Origin of the sequence: Variovorax sp. Varisp36 (assembly GCF_047304235.1) — a bacterium.
Lineage (GTDB): Bacteria > Pseudomonadota > Gammaproteobacteria > Burkholderiales > Burkholderiaceae_C > Variovorax.
In genome coordinates, this window is record NZ_JBGLYU010000006.1 from 109,479 (window position 1) to 130,247 (window position 20,769).

General features: G+C 61.1%; 22 protein-coding genes. 9 read left to right on the forward strand and 13 right to left on the reverse strand.

Going from position 1 to position 20,769, the window contains the following annotated elements; all coding sequences use genetic code 11:
* The first annotated feature begins 17 nt into the window (after positions 1-17).
* The 3 genes from ACCD11_RS05900 to ACCD11_RS05910 are packed head-to-tail and all read left to right on the forward strand — an operon-like array spanning position 18 to position 4,305.
* On the forward strand, positions 18-752 hold the full coding sequence (locus tag ACCD11_RS05900; protein WP_413312901.1) for an HNH endonuclease: 735 nt from the start codon (positions 18-20) through the stop codon (positions 750-752).
* A complete protein-coding gene (locus ACCD11_RS05905; RefSeq protein WP_413312903.1) occupies positions 749-2,542 on the forward strand; it encodes an ATP-dependent nuclease in 1,794 nt (597 codons plus the stop codon). Before ACCD11_RS05900 ends, ACCD11_RS05905 begins: the two co-directional genes overlap by 4 nt.
* An 11-nt stretch (positions 2,543-2,553) precedes the next feature.
* Positions 2,554-4,305, forward strand: a complete 1,752-nt coding sequence (locus ACCD11_RS05910; RefSeq protein ID WP_413312904.1) for a UvrD-helicase domain-containing protein — start codon at positions 2,554-2,556, stop codon at positions 4,303-4,305.
* Positions 4,306-4,892: 587 nt separating this feature from the next.
* Here ACCD11_RS05910 and ACCD11_RS05915 read toward each other — a convergent pair.
* From ACCD11_RS05915 to ACCD11_RS05940, 6 genes are all read right to left on the reverse strand, one after another.
* Positions 4,893-5,405 (reverse strand): hypothetical protein, encoded by a 513-nt coding sequence (locus tag ACCD11_RS05915; RefSeq protein ID WP_413312906.1) that lies wholly within the window; start codon positions 5,403-5,405, stop codon positions 4,893-4,895.
* Positions 5,406-5,517: 112 nt separating this feature from the next.
* On the reverse strand, positions 5,518-5,736 hold the full coding sequence (locus ACCD11_RS05920) for a helix-turn-helix domain-containing protein (protein WP_413312908.1): 219 nt from the start codon (positions 5,734-5,736) through the stop codon (positions 5,518-5,520).
* The gene (locus tag ACCD11_RS05925; RefSeq protein ID WP_413312910.1) at positions 5,736-6,002 is read right to left on the reverse strand and encodes an excisionase; all 267 of its coding nucleotides are present in this window, start codon (positions 6,000-6,002) and stop codon (positions 5,736-5,738) included. The genes ACCD11_RS05920 and ACCD11_RS05925 overlap by 1 nt, the downstream gene beginning before the upstream one ends.
* On the reverse strand, positions 5,999-6,169 hold the full coding sequence (locus tag ACCD11_RS05930; RefSeq protein ID WP_413312912.1) for a hypothetical protein: 171 nt from the start codon (positions 6,167-6,169) through the stop codon (positions 5,999-6,001). The genes ACCD11_RS05925 and ACCD11_RS05930 overlap by 4 nt, the downstream gene beginning before the upstream one ends.
* A gap of 697 nt (positions 6,170-6,866) precedes the next feature.
* Positions 6,867-7,091, reverse strand: a complete 225-nt coding sequence (locus ACCD11_RS05935; protein ID WP_413312913.1) for a hypothetical protein — start codon at positions 7,089-7,091, stop codon at positions 6,867-6,869.
* Positions 7,088-7,468: a transposase gene (locus ACCD11_RS05940; RefSeq protein WP_413312914.1), complete on the reverse strand. Its 381-nt coding sequence runs from the start codon at positions 7,466-7,468 to the stop codon at positions 7,088-7,090. The genes ACCD11_RS05935 and ACCD11_RS05940 overlap by 4 nt, the downstream gene beginning before the upstream one ends.
* A gap of 351 nt (positions 7,469-7,819) precedes the next feature.
* On the opposite strand from ACCD11_RS05940, the gene ACCD11_RS05945 reads away from it, so the two are divergent.
* From ACCD11_RS05945 to ACCD11_RS05970, 6 genes are all read left to right on the forward strand, one after another.
* The gene (locus tag ACCD11_RS05945) at positions 7,820-8,794 is read left to right on the forward strand and encodes an amidohydrolase family protein (RefSeq protein ID WP_413312916.1); all 975 of its coding nucleotides are present in this window, start codon (positions 7,820-7,822) and stop codon (positions 8,792-8,794) included.
* A gap of 28 nt (positions 8,795-8,822) precedes the next feature.
* Positions 8,823-9,593 (forward strand): class II aldolase/adducin family protein, encoded by a 771-nt coding sequence (locus ACCD11_RS05950; RefSeq protein ID WP_413312918.1) that lies wholly within the window; start codon positions 8,823-8,825, stop codon positions 9,591-9,593.
* A 53-nt stretch (positions 9,594-9,646) separates the two neighbouring features.
* Positions 9,647-10,585 carry an NAD(P)-dependent oxidoreductase gene (locus ACCD11_RS05955; RefSeq protein WP_413312919.1) on the forward strand — a complete coding sequence of 313 codons (939 nt, stop codon included), beginning with the start codon at positions 9,647-9,649 and terminating at the stop codon, positions 10,583-10,585.
* Positions 10,586-10,600: 15 nt separating this feature from the next.
* A complete protein-coding gene (locus tag ACCD11_RS05960; protein WP_413312921.1) occupies positions 10,601-11,566 on the forward strand; it encodes a Bug family tripartite tricarboxylate transporter substrate binding protein in 966 nt (321 codons plus the stop codon).
* A 43-nt stretch (positions 11,567-11,609) separates the two neighbouring features.
* Entirely contained in the window at positions 11,610-12,398 is a 789-nt protein-coding gene (locus tag ACCD11_RS05965) for an SDR family oxidoreductase (RefSeq protein WP_413312922.1), read from the forward strand.
* Positions 12,399-12,479: 81 nt separating this feature from the next.
* Positions 12,480-13,172 carry a TetR/AcrR family transcriptional regulator gene (locus tag ACCD11_RS05970; RefSeq protein WP_413312923.1) on the forward strand — a complete coding sequence of 231 codons (693 nt, stop codon included), beginning with the start codon at positions 12,480-12,482 and terminating at the stop codon, positions 13,170-13,172.
* Positions 13,173-13,177: 5 nt separating this feature from the next.
* On the opposite strand, the gene ACCD11_RS05975 is transcribed toward ACCD11_RS05970, so the two are convergent.
* The 7 genes from ACCD11_RS05975 to ACCD11_RS06005 are packed head-to-tail and all read right to left on the reverse strand — an operon-like array spanning position 13,178 to position 20,551.
* Positions 13,178-14,830: a CocE/NonD family hydrolase gene (locus tag ACCD11_RS05975; RefSeq protein WP_413312925.1), complete on the reverse strand. Its 1,653-nt coding sequence runs from the start codon at positions 14,828-14,830 to the stop codon at positions 13,178-13,180.
* Positions 14,831-14,833: 3 nt separating this feature from the next.
* Complete coding sequence (locus ACCD11_RS05980) at positions 14,834-15,979, reverse strand: thiolase C-terminal domain-containing protein (RefSeq protein WP_413312927.1); 1,146 nt, start codon at positions 15,977-15,979, stop codon at positions 14,834-14,836.
* Positions 15,976-16,389, reverse strand: coding sequence for a Zn-ribbon domain-containing OB-fold protein (locus ACCD11_RS05985; protein WP_413312928.1), 414 nt, complete (start codon positions 16,387-16,389; stop codon positions 15,976-15,978). The genes ACCD11_RS05980 and ACCD11_RS05985 overlap by 4 nt, the downstream gene beginning before the upstream one ends.
* 14 nt (positions 16,390-16,403) lie before the next feature.
* Positions 16,404-16,865 (reverse strand): MaoC family dehydratase, encoded by a 462-nt coding sequence (locus ACCD11_RS05990; RefSeq protein ID WP_170855495.1) that lies wholly within the window; start codon positions 16,863-16,865, stop codon positions 16,404-16,406.
* Positions 16,866-16,923: 58 nt separating this feature from the next.
* Positions 16,924-17,991 carry a CaiB/BaiF CoA transferase family protein gene (locus tag ACCD11_RS05995; protein ID WP_413312930.1) on the reverse strand — a complete coding sequence of 356 codons (1,068 nt, stop codon included), beginning with the start codon at positions 17,989-17,991 and terminating at the stop codon, positions 16,924-16,926.
* 8 nt (positions 17,992-17,999) lie between these two features.
* Positions 18,000-19,556: an AMP-binding protein gene (locus tag ACCD11_RS06000; RefSeq protein WP_413312932.1), complete on the reverse strand. Its 1,557-nt coding sequence runs from the start codon at positions 19,554-19,556 to the stop codon at positions 18,000-18,002.
* Between the two features lie 32 nt (positions 19,557-19,588).
* A complete protein-coding gene (locus ACCD11_RS06005; protein ID WP_413312934.1) occupies positions 19,589-20,551 on the reverse strand; it encodes a Bug family tripartite tricarboxylate transporter substrate binding protein in 963 nt (320 codons plus the stop codon).
* Between the last annotated feature and the right edge of the window lie 218 nt (positions 20,552-20,769).

The following is a 20,769-nucleotide window of genomic DNA, read 5'->3' on the forward strand; positions in this document are numbered from 1 at the left end:
TTAAATGGAGGCGCTGCATGACCCCTCTCGACCGCCTGCGGCTGGAGAAGGCCGGGGCAGACTGCGGCTTCGAAATGACCCCTCGCCTGACCGATGATGGCGTGCTTGAGCTGCGGTCGGCGGCATTTCCAGAGACCATTTGTATTTCGGCTTCGACCAGTGCGGCTGCTAGCTTCAGGGTGTCGACATCATCCGGTGCTTTGTTGGACCGTGTGGTTGGTGATGCGGTCGAGGTTCACGCGTATGGCGAGCTTTACGCCGTCCTGCAACGCGCATCGGCTCTCGCCAGAACAATGCCGAACAGGGTTGCTGACAAGTTTCGACAAGAAAAGGCCAAGCTCCCGCAGTCGACCGAGGCTGAGCGCTTGGTTGTTCAACGGGTGGGGCAGGGCCTGTTCAGGGATGCTCTGCTCGACTATTGGCAGGGGCGATGCTGCGTTACAGGCTTGGTGGAGACCAGCCTGCTGCGTGCTTCCCACATCAAGCCTTGGGCCAAGTGCGTGACTGATGACGAGCGGCTGGATGTCTTCAATGGCCTGCTCCTAGCTCCGCACCTGGATGCCCTGTTCGACGGGGGCTGGATTTCCTTCGAAGACGATGGAGCACTGCTGACCTCAGCATCACTCTCGGGGGCAGCACGACTGCAGTTGGGGCTGTCAGGCGATTGGCGCCTGAATGGACTGAAGCGAGAGCACGCTAGCTATCTCGCCTTTCATCGACAACATGAATTTCGGCCGGAGAAAACTGCATGAAGGTCGTCCGACTGGCAATAGAGAATTTCCGTGGGATCAAGTCAGCGCAACTGCTGTTCGACGGGCATACGTTGTTCGTTGCATCGAACAATGTGGGAAAGAGCACGATCTGCGAAGCTCTGGACCTCGTTCTCGGGACTGATCGACTCAATCGGTTTCCTCCGATCGACGAGTTTGATTTCTACAACGCTCGCTACATGAGCGCAGCGTTGGCGGAAGGCGAGCCGCCAGTGCTGACCAAGATTCGTATTGAGGTGGTCCTCGTTGAGCCGAGCGAGGAGGTGCTGATCAAATGTGGTGGGCATCTGGAGTTCTGGCACGTAGCAGAGAAGCGACTGCTCGGGGACGGGGAGGCTGCTCTCGCCAACCCACCCACCTCTGTTCGATGCCTGCGGCTTGAAACGATTGGCGAGTACGATCCAGAGGAGGATGAGTTCGTTGCGAAGACGTACTTTTCTAGGAGCCCTGATGAAGAGGATGGAAAACTCAAGCCGGTTCCGAGGCCCATCAAGAGGCTCTTTGGCTTCTTGTATTTGCGTGCCCTTCGAACGGGTTCGCGTGCCTTGAGCTTGGAGCGTGGGAGCCTCCTCGACATCATTCTCCGAACAAAGGGAATTCGAACGACGCTCTGGGAGAACACCATCCAGCGTTTGCGAGACCTTGATCTTGAAGCCGATGCCGCCGAGATCACTCCCGTTCTCAGAAATGTCGAGCAGCGACTGTCGCGGTATATAGCGATGGAGGCGCCAGGTCACGCCACCAAGCTACATGTTTCGGAACTGACACGCGACCATCTGCGTAAAACGATGGCGTTCTTTCTGGCGCTGTCGCCGGATCAGAGCCATGTCCCATTCGCCCATGCAGGAACGGGGACGCTCAACACGTTGGTTCTGGCCTTACTCTCATTCATCGCTGAACTGAAGCCCGACACAGTCATCTTCGCGATGGAGGAGCCAGAGATTGCGGTGCCCCCGCATACCCAGCGCCGGATCGCGCACTACCTGCTTACCAAGACGACCCAAGCTTTTGTGACATCTCATTCGCCCTTCGTGATCGAGCGGTTCGAGCCATCTCATACGCTTCTGCTTTCGCGCGATGCTGGTGTCGTGAGTGCGCGAAAAGTGTCCGAAGCAGCAGGGTTGACCGACAAGGAGTTCAAGCAGTATGCAAGATGGGGACTCTGCGAATGCATGCTTGGAAAGGCGGCCATCGTCCTGGAGGGATTGACAGAATTCCACGCACTGCCGGTGGCGGCGAGGCGTATTGAGGAGTCACTGGGCATGCTTGGATTCCAGCCGCTGGATATCCTCGGTGCGACGTTCTTCTATGCCTATGGCGAGTCCAACGTTCCGAAATTCGGTAAGTTCTTTAAGACGATGGGGCTCAAGACCTTCGCGTTTTATGACCTCGTCGCGAATCGTCAGCAAGCACAGAAGGACAGCCTGGCCGCAAACTTCGACATCAATACGGAGCACGTGCACAAGGGCTTCGAGGATCTCATAGCTGCGGAGATGCCGGCAGAGCGTCTCTGGGATTTTCTGTCGTCGTTACGAGATAGCGGCGAGGCAGCGAGCGTCGGCCTGCCGGCGGCACGCCCTGATGACGCCGGTGTTCGTGTTCTGGCCCGGAACACGTTGAAGAGTAGCAAGGGGGCGGGGTGGGCGGCTCGCTTGTTTGAGGAGTGTGAGTTTGCTGAACTGCCGGCGTCTGTCATGAATTTTTTATACGCCGTCTATGGCGCCATGCCACAAGTCCCCGATGCTGTTGAGGAGCAGGGGGCTGAGGCTTGACAGGTCAAGCCATGTCCGATCCGCGTGAGAGCGTTATGGCCTGCGAGGGCCACGCACTTGTCATCGGCGGTCCTGGTAGCGGGAAGACAACGCTTGCGTTGAAAAAGGCGGTTGCACGCATACGGGCGGGTGTTGTGCCAGGTCAGACCGTCCTGTTTCTGAGCTTCTCGCGTGCGGCGGTTACTCGTGTCCTGGACGCCGCGAAGCTTGTGGTTCCGAGGGAGGAAATTGCGCTGCTGTCGGTTCAGACTTTTCATTCGTTCTTCTGGGAGATTCTGAAGTCGCACGCCTATTTGATCGGCGCGCCGCGCAAGTTATCCATTCTGCTCCCGCAGGACGAGAAGGCTCTGTCCGGCGGCATCGGCGAAGAAGACAAAGGTTGGGAGGAGTGGCACACCGAGCGCTATCGGCTATTCATGGAGGAGGGGCGCACGGCCTTCGATCTCTTTGCCTCCCATGCCGCAGAACTGCTTGCGCAGAGTTCGCATGTGAAGCTCAACATCGCCTTGAGTCACCCCTTGATCATCGTTGACGAGGCCCAAGACACGGGTGACAGCGCTTGGCGTTGCGTGGAACTTCTCGCACCGCGTGCTCAGATCATTTGTCTGGCCGATCTTGAGCAGCAGATATTCGACTTCCTTCCCGGCGTGGGTCCCGAGCGGATCAAGGTCATCCGGGCGACCCTTGATCCGCTCGATGTGGATCTGGGAAATGACAATCATCGGAGCCCGGACACCGAGATTCTTGCCTTTGCCAACGATGTCCTGACCACGAAGCCGAGAGGTGGTCCGTACAAGGGTGTGGCAACTATTTCCTACGGAGTAGGAAAGAACGCGCCAAACTGGAACCACCTACTACGGCGTGCGTTGTCGGAATTGCACCGCGACATGCGAGCTGATGGCAAGGGATCCGCGAAGTCTGTTGCCATACTCACAATGGGAAAGGGCGGTGCTCTAAAGATATCCAACGCGTTGAACGCGTTGGGCGCAAACGTTGGCAAGGTCGTGCGGCACAAGCTTCTGTTTGATGAAGCGGAAGCGCTGCTGACTGCTCGCTTTGCAGCGTTCCTGCTGGAGCCCAAGCAAGCGGACGGCACCGAAATGGACGTCGCCACGAGCATGGAACTGCTCGCTGCAGCAAGGCGCGCCACGGGCACCGGCAAGGTGGCGGTAGACAAGCTACTGGAGCAGTCGATCAAGATCAGAGCAGGGAAGGTGCTCACGATCAATATCGCCAAAGCGCTGCGGTTCGTCGTCACGCATGTTCGGGAGCAGGGGCTATCCGGTGATCCGGCCGCCGATTGGTTGTTCGTAAAGCATGTCCTGCGCCAGACCGGACAGGCAGAGTTGGTACGTGCTGCCTCCCAACTGGATTTTCTTGTGGCGTTTCAACGCGGTCATCGCATCTCGGCGGGGCTCGCCGCCGAGTGGCTCCGTGATGGCGCCTACACGCGCGCCAGATTCGCTCTTGATAACGCCTTGGCCCAGGAGCAAATCCTGGACGGAATCGAGGCGCACCTTGGATTGCAGGTCATGAACATTCACAAGGCGAAGGGCAAGCAATTTGATGGGGTCATCCTCGTCCGAGAACTTCGCCACACCGGCGACAGGCCGGAGTCATCTTTTGTCTGGCGTGGCGACCCAGATCCACATCCAAAAAGTCGGCGTCTTGTTCGCGTTGGTGCCACAAGGGCCCGGCGACGGCTACTGATTTTGAGCCCAGTCTGGCCTGCGTGCCCGTTGTTGCGAGGTCATGTCCTCTGATCGTCTTCCCCCTGGATCCGCCACGGATCATGTCGAGCCGGCCCCAACAATAATGCCTGAACACAACACAGGAGGACGGATGGCCGAGAGGGGGTACAGAAGGGGGTACAAACGTTTTTCCGAATTGGCGAAAGTCAGCGTTCATGCGGTGTACAGCCCATCTTTAGATCGGTTTCACACGACCAACGACAGTAAGAAAAAAGCCGGTTAGCGAACGCTAACCGGCTTTTTTCTTTAGCGCCGATGGGGAGCAAAATGGGGAGCACTAGCAGCTAGAACAAGCTCATTTGCCCTGGGTACGAGCGGCAATGCTCGCACACGTTCTCAAGCCGGCCAAACCGGAAGCGAACGTAACTGCGAACGTGCACGCCACGCGGGTACATGCATTGCGGCATGGGTATCCCTATAGTGGTGTGGAGAAGTCAGTCGGCACTTGTCCATCACCCTCACAGTGAATACACTGTGGGTCGTCCGTCCAAAGACATGGTGATAGCGGTTCGCGCCGCCTGACCCCGTGGAGAGCCTCTAGTCCATAAAGCTAGGGGCTTTTTGCGTTTGTGCTGCGACTGCACATAGCCCTCCTCCTTTCATAGGTCATCTTCCTCCTCGTCGCGAGACGGAGAAAGCATACGCACAGCCTCATCAAATCGCGGGCCGGGGCGCCAGTTGCGCATACCGAGGGAGTCGCGGTCGTTCGTGTACACGTCTGGGATCGCGAAGCCCAATCTGTCCAGTACCTTGTTGACGATTACTGTCTTGCTGCCCACGCCCTTTGCATGAGCAGCGCCGAGCACCGCCATGACCGCATTGATGGGAGCCCCACCAGACAGCCGGTACTCCGCAATCGTCTTCAGAAATGCGAGCGCAATGTCTGTGTCAACTCGTTTTTCTGTGGATGTATCCAGTGAATCGATACTCTGTTGGCCTTCCGTGTCTAGGGCTCCCGAAGGGGGAGGTGCAGGATGCAGAACCACGGTGCCAGAGAGCGTCGGACGCTGGAGAACGGCGCCTGAGAGCGACGAGATCTGGCGAAGAGCTTCAGCCAGTTCGTTGGTTGGCACGTTGATGCGAATGCCGTTGTAGTAAAGGGTCGCGCTCATGACTGGCGGAGTATATCCGCAATTCTGAGCAGAGTAGAAGGGGCAGAAGTAGAGGGCTGTGGATAAGTGTATAACTCTGGGGCCGCTTCGAACCGTGCTACATTCGCCAGTCTCAGAGGCTGCGCTTACGCCGCTTGAGGCCTCCCATGCGCTCCGCAGTTTGCCTGGCGACTTGTTGTTCAATGAAGCGCATCACATCGCGGGTCAGTAGTACGTACGCTCGGCCGACGCGCCCAGCGGGCAGCGCTCCGGCGCCAATCAGGTCGAGCACAGTTTTCGGGTGCACCTTCATCAAATCGGCCGCGCCGCGCACGTCGACGGTCGGGCTCATCACGATCCCATGACAAGCCAGCGCTGCACGCCGTCGCGGTCTATAAACACATGACCGTCAGGCGCGCGAACATACTCACGGCCTTCGATCCACACCCCCTCTTTGATTTTCGACCGGATGGCCGCTTCGCTGTAGCCACTGACTGCCGCATGCAGTTTGATCGTCACGAATCGATCCGGCGCCAGGTAGACAGGGCAGGGGGCTATCTCGCATGCCACGTGTGCCGCGACGGAACGCGCAAAGGCGTCAAACGCTTCCTCAATCATTGCGAAAGCTCGCTCATGATGCTAGCGACCGCGAACGCATGGTCCGCGTCCGCTGAAACGCGATCAACCGCCGCGGCATCGGTGCCGGTGAGCAGCATGTGCGAAGCTACGCAGGAATGCAGCATGTAAATCACGTTGGAGAAGTCAATGCCCGTCTTTGCGCTCAAGTTCCGTACCGCTCCAATGCACACTTGCCGCATCATTGCCAAGTGATAAACATCGGCACCATGTTGGCTTGCGAGTTCGTTAACTAGACCACCAAGTTCTGTATTCCTAATCACCATTTATGCGCTCCAAGTTGGTTGCTGGTGAGGGCAGTCTAGGGCGCAGTAACGCTAAGATACAAATAGGATACGGCGTGTCGCACTCTGGAAATAGGGCCTTATCCTGTTCGCGAAACGACGAATTGAGGGGGAAGACGATGCGTCATTTGAGGTTAGTCATGGGGGGCGCGCTGCTGTGTGCCTCCGCTTTCGCGTCTGCACAAACGATGTACCGATGCGGCAATACTTTTTCGCAGCAGCCGTGCGGCCAAGATGCGAAGGAGGTTGCTATTCAGGGCGTTCCTCAGCCGCGCAAGGTGCCTCCGATGCCTGCTGACGAGCCAGCATCGTCTGAGACTCTCGCTGCCGCGCGCACGATGTGCGAGGCGGCTATTACGGGCGAGTTGAAAGACCCGGAGAGCGCGAGGTTCGACGCACCGATTCGAATGGGATTGCGGCGAACACCAGACGGGATCATCCTGCGCGACTACACGGTCTATGTGAACGCAAAGAACAGTTTTGGCGGGTACACAGGAGCGAAGCGCTGGACGTGCTCGCTTAACGCCGCAGAGACAGTCGTACTGTGGTCAGGCGCCAGGGACTAGCGCTTGGTCCTTTTGGAAAGGGTCGTCAGGGTTTTGGTGAGGCGCGAAGCCTCGTCTTCGGAGGCCATGCCGAATCGCTCCGACCCGCCGTCAGGGAACTTGAAATCGACGACGTGGCGGCTTTCCGGCTTCACCGTCGTGAGTCGCTTGACAGCGTCTTCGAACTGCAGGCGAGTCGCCTGCCACGACTTGTCGTCCTGCTGCCCTTCTAACGAGATCAACGCAGCACCTCGCGAAGCCACACCGCGCAGTCGGCAGCGGCCGAGATGGGCCACGTCACGCTTACGCCGATAGCCCTACGCTTGAACTCGAGACGGATCCCCTCGGGAGCGACCGCCGACGCCGGTGAGGGGGACGGCGGCGATGAAGGCAGCGACAGCGCAATAAACGCCGGCGGTGATTCTTGCGGCGAGGTCCCGTTGGTCTTGGAAACGCCCGCGCCGCTGCGACCACGCCACCAGTCGTGAACGTGGTTGGCATTCAGGCCGAAGGCTCGCGCGACCGCTGCAACGGTGGCGCCAGGCTCCGCGCACGCGGCCACAACTTGTACCTTGAACTCAGCGCTGTGTCTGCGCCGCGACTTCGGGTTCACGTCCATAACCGTCCAGTTAGAAGTTAACTGGACAGCATCGTTTAGCTACCGGCTCTGCTCAAGGTGGGGCGGCTGGCCGCTTACGCTGAGCGGGATGCTCGAAGCGGTCGCCGCATAGAGTCGGCGCAACGGGGTGCCGCTCAGTCCCCGGCTTTCCGTTCGGGTGGCGCACTCGGGTTCCTAAGTCGGCAGCAATGTTGTCTAAATAGATCTATTGACAACATAGATTAAACTATTTACAATGGCTTGACTGGCAGTGAATGGACAGTCGCTTCGACGCAGCGCATTGCGAAGTACGTCAAATGCCTGGCGGAGGTCGTGTGCCCCGCCGGATTCGAACCCGAACGAAGGACCGACATGCGAGGAAAGATCGCGATTGAAGAGCACTGGGAATCCCCGGAAGTCGATACCCCCTCGACCTTTGGATTCATCGATCCCAACTACCTGGCTCACCTGAACCAACGTCTGCAGGAAGTTGATCGCCGGCTAGAGGAGATGGATGTTGCGGGGATCGACATTTCCGTTCTCTCATTGACGCAGCCGGGCGTCCAGGGCATCCAGGACAAACGGGCGGCCGTCGATTTCGCGCGCCGCATGAACGATTACGCGGCAGAGACCCTGGCAATGCGCGATCCCAAGCGCCTCAAGACATTCGCTTGCGTCCCGCTGCAGGACCCCGAGCAGGCTGCCCACGAAGCCAGGCGCGCCTGCACGGAGTTGGGCTGCATCGGCGTGCTGGTGAACGGCTTTACCAATACTGGCGACGACAGCGGGACCTATCTCGATGAGCCGCAGGTGCTTCCGTTCTGGCAGGCCATCAGCGAGCTGGACGTCCCCGTCTATCTCCACCCCCGCATGCCGCTCGTGAGTCAGCGAAAAGCCTACGCGGGATATCCCGGGCTGGTCGGATCGGCCTGGGGTTTTGGCCACGAAACTGCCACGCACGCGCTTCGCCTGATGCTGAGCGGACTCTTCGATCGCTTCCCCAAGGTCAACGTGATGCTCGGGCACCTCGGCGAAGGCCTGGCTTTATCGCTGCCGCGGGCGGAACACCGGCTCCGTCACCAGATGCCGGGGTCGCACGGCACGCACCTGCGAACTCCAATGGAGTACCTGTGTGACAACTTCTACGTCACCACCTCCGGAACCTTTCGCACGCAAGGCCTGCTGCACACGATCAGCGAAATCGGGGTGGATCGCGTCCTCTTTGCGGTGGACTATCCCTACGAATCAATGAGCGAGATCACCCAATGGTTCGATGAGTGTGCCATCAGCCCGAATGACAAGCGGGCGATTGCTTCCGGTAACGCGCGCCGCCTGTTCGGTTTCTGAGCATCGATCAGCGACAAGGATTCCAGACATGCTGAATGAAGTTGCCTCCGACGCCGACTCGACGCCGTCCCACGCGCCAAGTGAACAAGCCATACGCACGGACCTGGCGGCGTGCTACCGATTGGCTGCGCATTTCCGCATGACCGACATGACCTATACGCACATCTCCGCGCGGCTTGACGGCGGGGAGGAGTTTCTGCTGAACGCTTTCGGGCTCTTGTTCGAAGAAGTCTGCGCCTCCAACCTGGTCAAAGTCAGCGCCTCCGGGGAAATCCTGGACGACCCGACAGGCGTGGGCATCAATGCCGCCGGCTTCGTGATCCACAGCGCGGTGCACGCCGCGCGTCCGGACATCAAATGTGTGATGCACACCCATACCGCGGCCGGCATGGCCGTGTCGACGCACCCGGATGGCTTGCTGCCGATCACCCAGCATGCGATGCGATTCCACCATCGCATTGCGCGGCACGCGTATGAAGGCATCGCCATCGACCTGGCAGAGCGGGAAAGACTGGCGAGAGACCTCGGTGGGCATAACGCGATGATTCTGGAGAACCACGGCCTGCTGGCCTGCGGCCGCACGGTGGCAGAGGCCTTTGGCACGATGTACTACCTCGAACGTGCCTGCCAGGCACAGGTCGCGGCGCTGGGCGGCGGTGTCAAGCCGTTGATGCCATCGCTGGATGCGATCGAGAAGACCTCGAACCTGTTCTACCAGAACCGTGACAAGGCCGATCAACGCGACTGGCCGCCCCTGCTGAGAATGCTGGACCGAATCGATCCATCATTTCGAAATTAGCACCCGGCAAGCCCATGCTCTTCATCGTTGGGCCGGCACGGACCGGGCCGCTCATGAAAAAGATCGCATCCTTGCTCGAGGAGGCCGGTCGTCCAGCGTCGGTGATTGCGACCGAAGGCCAGCAACTGCTGGACTTCCCGCAGCTGGCGCAAGCAACCGTGCTCGTCTGCCTGATGACCCCCTGCGGGGCGAAGGAAATGGACGCAATGCCGGCGCTGCGAGGCATCGTGTCGCCGCTGCTCGGCTACGAATGGATCGATGTAGAGGAGGCCACACGCAGGTCCATTCCCGTGGTCAACGGCAAGATTCGCGAGAGCAGGGAAAGCATGGCCGAAGCCACCATCATGCTCGTGCTGGCGTTGCTGTACCGTTTGCGCGAAACGGAAACCGAGCTTCGGGTGGGCGGCGAACGGGTCCAGCATCGCAACATGCTGAAGGGCCGCACCGTTGGCATCGTGGGCTATGGCGGCATTGCGCGGGAAATCGTTCACCGCCTCAAGGGCTGGCAGGCGACGATTCTGGTGCATACCCGCCAGGCGCAGGAAAACGAGGAAGGCATCTCTTTCGTTTCGAGCGAACATCTTCTGGCCGCCAGCGACGTGGTGCTGCTGATGACCCGGCTGGACGAGGGCAGCAGGCATTGGCTGGACAGAAGCCGTGTGCAACTGATGAAGCGCGGGGCGCTCCTTGTCAATACGGCCCGGGGCGGCCTGGTGGACGAGGACGCGTTGGTGGAGGCCTTGCAGTCCGGGCAGGTGGGCGCCGCCGCCCTCGACGTCTTCGAAATCGAACCGCTCCCCGCCAGCCACCCGTTCCGGCAGCTTCCCAATGTCATCCTGACCCCGCACTCGGTCGGCCATACGGTGCAAATGATCGAGCAGATCCCGCGGACGGCGGTCGCCAACATCCTGTCGCTGTTGGATGGAAGGCTGCCTGAGAGCTGCATCAACAAGAGTCTATTGACACCAGTCAAAGACCAGTTGACCTATTAGAACCAAGGAGACGATATGAAGTGGATGCTTGTCTTGATCGGGTTGGTGTTTTCATGCGTTGGCGCGCATGCACAGACGCACCCGTTTCCCCAGAAGCCGGTGAAGATCATCGTGCCGTATCCGTCCGGCGGCATGGACATCCTGTATCGGGCGCTGGCCGTCGAGCTATCGAACAAATGGGGGCAGCCAGTCATCGTGGAGAACCGTGCAGGTGCGGATTCGCGGATAGGCGCCGAGGCAGTGGCCAAGGCCGCGCCGGACGGGTACACGATTCTGGCAACGGGCGACTTTACGTTCGTCGCCAATCGATTTCTCTTTGCGAAGCTGCCGTACGACCCTGACAAGAGTTTTGTGCCGGTGTCGCTCGTGGCACAGACAGAGATGTTCCTCCTTGCGAGCGAGAGCTTGCCGGCGAACGACCTCCGGGAACTGGTGGCATACGCTCGCGCGCACCCGAAGCAGGTCAGTTTCGGTTCGTTTTCGAAGGGCAGCCAGGCCGACCTTGCTTTTCTGATGTTGAACAAGCGCGAAGGCATCGACTTGCTGGCCGTTCCGTACAAGGGTATCGGGCCCGTGTTGGCCGGGATGGCGGGCGGGGAAATCCAGTTGGGGATGGGAGGCACCAACGTCGCCGAACCGCTCATCCAGGTGAAGAAGCTCAAGGTGCTCGCCATGACGGGCTCTTCACGCCATCCGCAGTTCCCCAATGTCAAGACGGCCACGGAGCAAGGTTTCCCCTATCTCATCTCGAGGCTGTGGTACGGCGTTTTTGCGCCTGCAGGGACACCCAGTGCGGTGGTGAACAAGATCAGTGCCGACATCCAGGCGGTCCTTGCCAACAAGGATTTTGTCGAAACGAAAATCGCGTCCCGCGGGATCAGGCCGTTGAGCGGCAACGCGGAAGATCTCGCCAGGCGAATCGCCGAGGACGTAGCGCGTAGCGAGCAGGGTTTCAAGGAAGCTGGCATCAAGCCTGAGTAGTGACGCGGTATTCCAGGAACACAAAGCATCGAAAGCATAGAAGATGGAACTCGGGATCAAAGGAAAGAAGGCCATCGTCGCAGGAGGCAGCGCGGGAATGGGAAAAGAGAGCGCCCTGGCGCTTGCGAGGGAAGGCGTGGAGGTCTGCATATCGGCGAGGGGCGAGGCTCGCTTGCAAGCGACCGCCCAGGAAATTGCGCAGGCGACGGGCGTCCGCGTCGTTCCCGTTGTAGCCGACCATGGCACCAGCGAGGGTCGCGCCCGCCTGCTCGCGGCATGCCCTGAGCCTGATATCCTCGTCATCACCTGTTCGCCGCCGCGGTTCCTGCAGAGCTATGTGGAGCCAGAGCCCGAAGAATGGATGGACGCGCTTTCGACCACGTTGCTGGGCCCGGTCGAACTCATGCGGGCGACTGTCGGGGGTATGGCGAAGCGCGGCTTCGGCCGCGTCGTCAATATCGGCACGATTGCGGCAAAACGGCCGCACGAGAGCCGCCTTCTTTCAGGGCCGCCACGCGCCGCCTTGTGCAACTACGCGGCTGCGATCTCCAGCGGGCTGGCGAAGAGCAACGTCGCCATCAACAGCATCCTTCCCGGCATGTTCGACACAGCGGCGATGCAGCAGCGCTTCGAGTCGCTGTCGAAGCAAAACGGCACCACGTCCCAGGAGGAGATGGACAAGTGGATCGCGCAAGTGGGCATCCCGGCTTCTAGGCTGGGTGATGCAAAGGACGTCGGCGCATTGTGCGCACTGCTGTGCAGCCAGTACGCCAGCTTCATCATCGGCCAGAGTATCGTGATCGACGGCGGCCAGCTGTCGTCAACTTTCTAGGGACGTTCCGTCCGGCCGGAAGCTTGTACATCAAAATAGGTCGATCTGGAACTTCGATCCGCCAATCTACAATACCTGCCAATGAAACGGACCCCTGACGCTCCTGTCCTCGCCAAGCCGAAGTCCGCACTGCGCCGGGCCGCACCGGCGGTAACGCCTATGCCCGAGATGCCTGCCGAGCGCCTGCTCGAAGCTGCGGTGGCACTGTTCGCGCAGCACGGCTTCGATGCGGTCAGTACGGGCGCAGTGGCAACCGCCGCCGGGCTCACCCAGTCGATGGTGCACTACCATTTCGGGACGAAGGAGAAGCTCTGGAAGGCTGCCGTGGAGCACCTCATGCACGCGCGCGGGAACATGTTTTCCCTGAACATGGAAGACCTGCGCGACGTGGATGATCTTTCGCGCCTGAAGGTGATGCTGCGCCGTTTCATTTCCGCCAATGCGGCGGACCCCGACCTCACGCGCATCCTCATTCACGAGGGCATGAACGACTCGCCACGCCTGAAGTGGCTCGCGAAGCGCTTCATGGTCCGAGGCTACGCGACTTTCAACGCCGCCATCGGATCGGCGATCGCCGCGGGGGTGGTGCGCAAGCTCCCGGTGCGAGACGTCACCAACATCATCGTCGGCGCCTGCGTGCTCACGTTCACGCTGAGCCGGTTGCTCAAGGAGGTGTATGGCGAAATGCCCACGACGCCGGAAGCCGTTTCCTCGCTCAGCGACACGCTGCTCGAAGTGTTGTTCAAGGGCCTGGAAGCGAAACCCAGGCCCTGAAACTGCTACCGGGCCGGGATCACCGGCACGAGCAAGTGCGAGTCGTACGGGCCGCCCGTGTGGATCACGTGCATGCCGCGATTGACGGTGCGCACCGCGTCATGCTCCCACGCTTCCTGCGCGTGCAGGTCGCTGCCGATCACCGTGACGCGCAATCCCTCGCCGGCTTCGAACAGCATGCTCGCGGCCCACAGCTCGATTTCCACGGGCACGATCTTGCCGGCTGCGAGCTTGATCTCACGGCGGTGCAGCAACACGGGCTGAAAGGGCGTCGAGCGCTGTTCGTCGAGTTCACGATGGGACACGCGCAACCAGCCATAGGCGACCGGGCCAAGGTCATACGCGCTCTGCGAGGGCAGCGGAACCCTGTTGCCGCTGCGGTCGATCTTGTCGAGCACCACATACAGGTCCATGTCGTCGCTGCCTTCGGCTTCGACCCACAGCTTGAGCTTTGCGTGGCCGGTCAGCTCCGTCTTCCGGGGGAACGTCATTTCGAACGTGGCGTTCTGGCTCTTGTCCTTCGGGTTGTCGACGCGGTAGGTCGCTTTTCCGGCGTCGTCGAATGGCTCCGTGCTGAGTTCGCCCCGCGGCGCGCCGAGGAACAGCGGCGTATAGACCGTGCGCGCCAGGGGCCACTCGTTCTCCGAACGAAAGTTGCCGACGTGCGATCGCTCCCTGATCTCCAGGTTGACCTTGGGCCAATACTTGACCTCGTTGTCGATGCACTTCAGGAACCGGTCGTAGAACTGCCGCTGCATCTCCACGTGCGCGTAGTAGTCCACCCACTTCTTGCGGCCGTGCACCCGCAGCCACTTTTCCTTCGAGGAGATCTTCTTGAAGCCCTCGAAAGTCCCGCGCGTATGGAGTCCGTGGTCGGACCAGCTCGCAACGACGAACGCAGGCACCGTGATCTTCTCGAGGTCGGCATTCTTGCTGGCCCAGTAGTCATCGAACAGCGGATGTTCCTTGCACATCGCGAGCAGGTCTTCCGCCCGCCTTGTTGGCCGGCACATCGTCCCCGGAAACATGGCCGTGAAATTGCTGCGGATGCCCCCATGGAAGCACAGCTCGCGATAGAAGTCGCTGGCACCTTCCCATGGATTGATCGCGGCCAGGTGCGGGGGGTTCATGGAGGCGATCTTCCATTGGGTCCAGCCCAGGTAGGACACGCCGTTCATGCCCACCTTACCGTTGCTCCAGGCCTGCGTGCCGGCCCATTCGACAACGTCGTAGCCGTCCAGCGCCTCCTGCGGGCTCATGAACGTCAGGTCGCCTTCCGATCCCCACGCGCCGCGCGGGTCGACCTTCACGATGACGTAACCGTGCGGGCACCAGTGCGCAGGGTCCGGCCCTTCGAACATGCCGTACTCGGAGTGAAGTGCCTTCGCCTGGCCGCAGCCAGGAAGCATCGCGTAGTAGTCTTCCGCACCAGCATGCTTGCCGTAAGGCGCCCAGGCTAGGACGACGGGGTAGTGTCCCTCCGTCGCGGGGCGAAAGATGTCGACGTAGAGCTTCACGCCGTCGCGCATCGTGACCGGCACGTCGTACTCGCAGATCATGCCGAGCTTCTCGTCGGTCCTCGTCCCGGGCCGGTGACCCGGGTAGCCACCGCCCGCAGGGAATTTACCCCGGGTGAAACGCATCTCGAAGGTAGACATCGTTCAGGTGTTTTCGCTGGAGAAGATGATCGTCGAGCTCGCCGCAAACATGCCGCCGACGCCATGAGCCACTGAAATCTTCGCGCCCAGGACCTGCGCAGGCGCAACGCCGCGCATTTGTCGGATGCTTTCCTGTAGGGCGTACATGCCATACATGCCCGAATGCATGTAGCTGAGACCGCCGCCGTTGGTATTCAGCGGCAGCTTGCCGCCGGGGCGCGTGTGCCCTTCACGGATGAACGCCGCCGCCTCGCCGGGTTGGCAGAACCCAAGGTCTTCCAGTCCGTACAGCGGGAGGTGCGCGAACGCGTCGTAGATCATCAGGTGGTCCACGTCCGCATGAGTGATACCGGCCTGTGCGAACGCGTTGCGTCCCGACACGCGAAAGGCCTTGGAGGAGCTGAAGTCCTCCATCTGGCTGATCATGTTGCCCTCGACGCTTTCGCCGGTGCCGATCACATAGACCGGTCGGTCGTGCAGGTCCGCCGCACGCTCGGCGGAAGACAGCACGATCGCACCGCCGCCGTCGGTGACCAGGCAGCACATCAGCATCCGGAACGGGTACGCGATCATCTTCGAGGCCATCACGTCGTCGACGCTGATCGGCGTCTTCTGGCTGGCTCGCGGGTTGAGGGCGGCCCATTCGCGCTGGACGACGGCGACACGGGCCAGGTCTTCTTGTTCGTAGCCGCGGTCCTTCAGGTAGCGCAGCACAGGGAGCGTGAACATCGTTGGCGGCCCATACGTGCCGAACGGGGTCTCGAACTGCTGCGGCAGGCTTCCGGGCATCGGGTGTGGAAACCCGGCTGCGGCAATGTGCGAGCGCCCGCTCTCCCCGTGGGTGATCAGGACGTGGCGACACAGCCCGGACTCGATCGCCGCCATTGCATGACGCACGTGCATCATGAACGAGCATCCGCCGACGCCCGTAGCGTCGATCCAGGTCGGGGTGATACCCAGGTAGAGCGCGAGCGACTCAGGGGTTTCGCCCGCTGTCGCAATCCCGTCGATGTCGGACGGCTTCAGCCCCGCATCCGCGAGCGCGTTCAACGCAGCGTCCGCATGCAGCTGTATCTGCGACATGTGCGGCAGCTTTCCCATCTCGGTCGTTTCGGCGGCGCCGATGACCGCTGCACGCGCCCGGTTCATCGCGCGTCTCCGGCCAGTTTGAAAAGCGGCAGGGAAATCTTGTCGTTGAAGGCCTGGAAGGTGACCTCCACGGGGTGGTCCAGTGGCAGCAACGCGGGGTCACAAGGAGTTCCCACGATGTTCGTCATCATCTTGGGTCCTTCGTCCAGTTTGACCACTGCGATGGTGTAGGGGGGATGGAAACCGGGGGCAGGCAATTGCGAAATGACGTAGCTGTGAAGCGTTCCCCGCCCGCTGGCCCGGACCACTTCCACGTGCCTGGACGTGCACGAAGGACAGAAGGGCCTGGGCGGGAAGTAGGTCTTGCCGCAGTCGCGGCAGGACTGGAGTCGAAGTTCACCGACGCGCGTGCCCTCCCAAAAATGGGCGGTTTCGGGCGTGGGTATGGGTAGAGGGCGGTCGGTGGTCATCGGGGCGGGGCCTCTCAGGCGGGCTTGCCTGCCATCAATAGTGCTTGGTCGTATGTCAGCACTGTTTCTCCGCGCTGGTTCTTGGTGGTGATCGTCATTGCGACGATGCCACGGCCCGGCTTGTTCGACTCGCGCGTGCTGGTGACCGTGGCTGTCGTGAGCACCGTGTCGCCAAATCGGACAGGGCTGGAGAAGCGCACGTTGTCCATGCCGAGGAAGCCGATAGTGGTTCCTTCAAACATCCCGGTCTGGTTCATCTGGCCGGAGGTGACGGCGAGAGTCAGGAGGCCGTGGCCGATTCGCACGCCGAACATGCCCTTTTCTGCATACACCTGGTTTACGTGGACGGGGTTGAAGTCACCGGACAGCCCGGCGAAAAGGTTCACGTCGCCACTTTCGATGGTGCGGCCCCCGGTTTCGATCACTTCGCCGACCTCGAAGTCGTGCCAGTATTTTGCGTTGCGCGATTTGCTCATTTGCAGCTCCTGCTTGGGTTGAAGAAATACACACGGCGGCCGGTGCGGCCGCTGAAAATCAGCCGGTCACATCCGCAGCCATGGCCGTCGTGATGGGCACTGGATGGCGTGCGCCCGCCGATGGGCGGGTGGCATTCAAGGAGAAACGCGGCGTGGGACCCGATTGGGATACACCGTCGATCTCGATCAGCGACCCGCGAGCGGCGAGATGCGCATGGCGCGGCGCTTCGAGGTAGCTCAAGACGGGCGACACGCAGTTGTCGCCCTGCTCGAGCAGCGCGCTCCACTCGTCGCGGGTGCGCGTCTTGAAGATTCCAGAGAACGTGTCACGCAGGATCTTGCGATCCGTCGGCGCATCGCGCTTCGGCGGCGACGCGAGGCCCACCGCTGCGCATAGCTTGGCGTAGAAGGGCTCTTCGAGCGGACCGACCGCAACGAACTTGCCGTCAGCGCACTCATAGACGCTGTAGTCGGGCAAGCCGCCGTCAAACAGGTTGGATTCGCGCGTGTCCGTCCATTCGCCATCGGCGATCTGCTCATGGATCGCAGTCATCAGCGAAACGATTCCGTCACACATTGCGGCATCGACCACCTGGCCCCTGCCGGTGCGGCGCGCGGCTATCAGCGCTGCCAGCATGCCGCTGACGACGAACATCGATCCACCGGCAAAATCTCCGATCAGGTTCAATGGCAGGACGGGGCGCTCTCGCGGCCCGATGGCCGCGAGCGCACCCGTGACCGCGATGAAGTTGATGTCGTGCCCCGCGGTCGTCTTGAGCGGGCCGGCCTGTCCCCAGCCCGTGACCCGCCCATAAACGAGTCGCGGGTTGTCTGCGATCAGGACTTCGGGCCCGAGGCCCAGGCGCTCCATCGTGCCCGGGCGAAAGCCTTCGATCAGGGCGTCGGCGCCGCTGACGAGCTTGCGGACGGACGCGAGATCTTCCGGATTCTTGAGGTCTGCCGCATAGCGCTTCGCGCGGCCTCGCTGGGAGATCGCCGTCGCTCGCGCGGGCTGCGCATCGGGTCGTTCGATCCGGATCACAGTTGCACCCATGTCCGCGAGCAACATGGCCGCATAAGGGCCGGGGCCGAGCCCCGCGAATTCGACGACGGTGAGGTCGTTCAACGGCCCGGTCATTGCGACTCGCTTCGACGCTGCAGCTCGCGTCGATCAACCTTGCCCGTCAGGCCGGTGGGCATGGCCGTGAGGAAGTGGAAAGCCTTCGGCACCTTGTAGGCACTCAACTGCCGCACGTCCTTCAGGTGAGCCCTGACCGAATCCGCGGTCACGTCCGGACGGGTCGCGACGATATACGCCTCCACCCGCTGGCCGAACTTCGCATCCTTGCAGCCGACCACCACGCAGGAGGACACGCCGTCCAGGGACATGATTGCGGCCTCGACTTCTTCCGCGTGAACCTTGATGCCGCCGGTATTGATGACGTTGTCGGCCCGGCCACTCATCCACAGATAGCCATCCTCGTCGAGATGCCCCATGTCGCCACTGCGCCACCAGCCATCCACGAATTTCTTCGCGGTCAAGGCTGGCTCGCGCCAGTAACCCAACGCCACCGTGGAACCGGTGACTGCGATCTCCCCCCGCCGGCCGGGCGGCAGCACATCGTCGATCGAACCGTCCAGGTCCACGATGCGCATGTCGGCACCTATCGTCGGTAGACCGGTCGAACCGACCTTTGCGCCGTCCGCCATGTCTTCTGCAGTGACGGTGACCGCGCAGCCGTTACCTGATTCCCCTGCCATGTAGATCGCCGTGACGCGAGGGCAGAAGCGCGCTGTGATGCGCGAGATGTCGTCTGCGGTCGGGAGTTCTCCGCCCACGCAGGTCAGGCGCACGCACGTAAAGTCCCGCTCTGGCGTGACGACGTCGATCACCATGCGCCACATCGTGGGCACCATGTTCAGGATCGTGACGCGCTCGCGCTCGGCAAGGTCGACAACACTTGCGGCTTCGAACCGCCGGACAAGCAAGAGCCGCGCTCGACCGGCCACGGCCGGCAGAATGAACATGACCCACCCGGCAAACGACGGGTTCATGGGGATCAGGATCGTGTCGTGCCTATGTATTCCTTCAAGGAGTGCCTGGCCCGCGAGAGCGCAGGCCAGCAACGTGGCCTGGCTATGCATGACACCCTTGGGCTTTCCCGTGCTGCCCGATGAAAGAATGACTGCGGCTACTGCGTCCGGGTCGGGGCGTTGGCGTCCGTAATCCAGGGGCGTGGCGGCATCAAGGAGAGCCTTCCAGTTTGTGCCGTCGTCGAGGGCAAGCGTCTGGATCGGAAGACCGCTCTCATTCACGGCTGCCGCAACGGCCGACGTGAATTCGGCGTCGTGCACGATCATCTTCGCGCCCAGCCATTGCAGCGCTTCGGCGATTTGCGCGACTGAATTGTTTCGCGTGTGCAAATTGGCGGCGACGTAGCCGCCAGCGAACGTGCCGAACCAGGCAGCCATGTGCGACACCGAGCCCAGGCAGAGAAAGACGACGACATCACCTGGCGCAAGTGAAGCGTCGCGCAAGGCTGAGGCGAATCGCAGCGACTGGTCGAGGGCCTGATCGCCGCTCAAGCTGCCGCCCTCGTCATCGACGAAAAACTGTCGCTGTCCTTTCCAGCTGCAGTTGCGCACATACAGGTCCGAGATCGACTCGCAATTTGCGAAACGGGTGCTCATGGAGATCTCCTGGTGAGGGCGTGCCGAGCTCTTTATTCCGGCTTGATGCCCGCAGCTTCGACGAGTTCGGCCGTGAGCTTGACATCGGACGCGATACGGTCGGCTAGTTCCCGTGGCGTGCTTGCGACCGGTGTCAGCCCATTGGCGAGCATGTGCTTCTGCGCGAAATCACGATCCTGGAGGATGGCCGTGACGTCCTGGCTGATCTGGCGCACGATCGCCTCCGGCGTGCCCGCGGGTGCATACAAGCCGTACCAGATACTGGCCAGCGCATACGGCGCGCCTTGTTCCGCAGTCGTGCTTACTTCAGGGAAGAAGGGATTCCTGGTCGTGCCGGCCATCGCCAAAGGCTTCAGCTTCCCGGCCTTGAAGTGCTGCCCGACGACGCCGTAGCCGCCGCTTGCCAGCTGCACATCGCCCGCGATTGCCGCGCCAATGGAAAGGGAAACACCCTTGTACGGAACAGTGAGGATGTCAGTTCGCTCACGCTTGTTGATGGCGTGGATCATGAGATCGGCCTGGCTGCCGCGTGCGAACGAACCGAACGACACCTTGCCGGGATTCGCCTTGACGTAGGCGATCAGCTCACGCAGGTTGGAAGCCGGAAACTTCGGGTTCGCGACGATGAAGAAGTCGGTCTGCGCCAGCAGTGAAATCGGGGCGAAGCTCTTGTCGGGGTCGTACGGCAGTTTCTTGTAGAGAAATCGGTTGATGACCGTGGTGGTGTCAACGGTTGCGAGCAGCGTATACCCGTCAGCTGGGGATCGCGCTACGAACTCGGCACCGATCAGCGAATCTGCTCCGGGCCGGTTCTCAACAATCACCGGCTGCCTCCACATGTTCGAGAGTTCCACTGCCAACGCGCGGTAGAGCTGATCTGAGCCGCCGGCCTGGAACGGCACGATCAGGCGTACTGGCTTGGCAGGGAAGGTATCCGCAGACGCCGGAGCCAATAGCCCCACAGCTGCCGCCAAAGTGAACGCGAGTTTCCACATATGTCGTCTCCGTTGTTTGTTCGATGACCCGAGCCGCAATAGTAGATTGATCTATCGGTGTTGTCAATAGGGTAATCGATGAAGGCCGTGCAGCTGGTCCTTGCGCTCTCAGCCCTGGATCACAGTCCGCCGTCCTTTGCGACGCGCCAATGACTTTGTCGGAGGCGCCGCGTTTGGAGCCTCGCGTACTTGAAATCTTCGTGGCCGCACGGTCATGT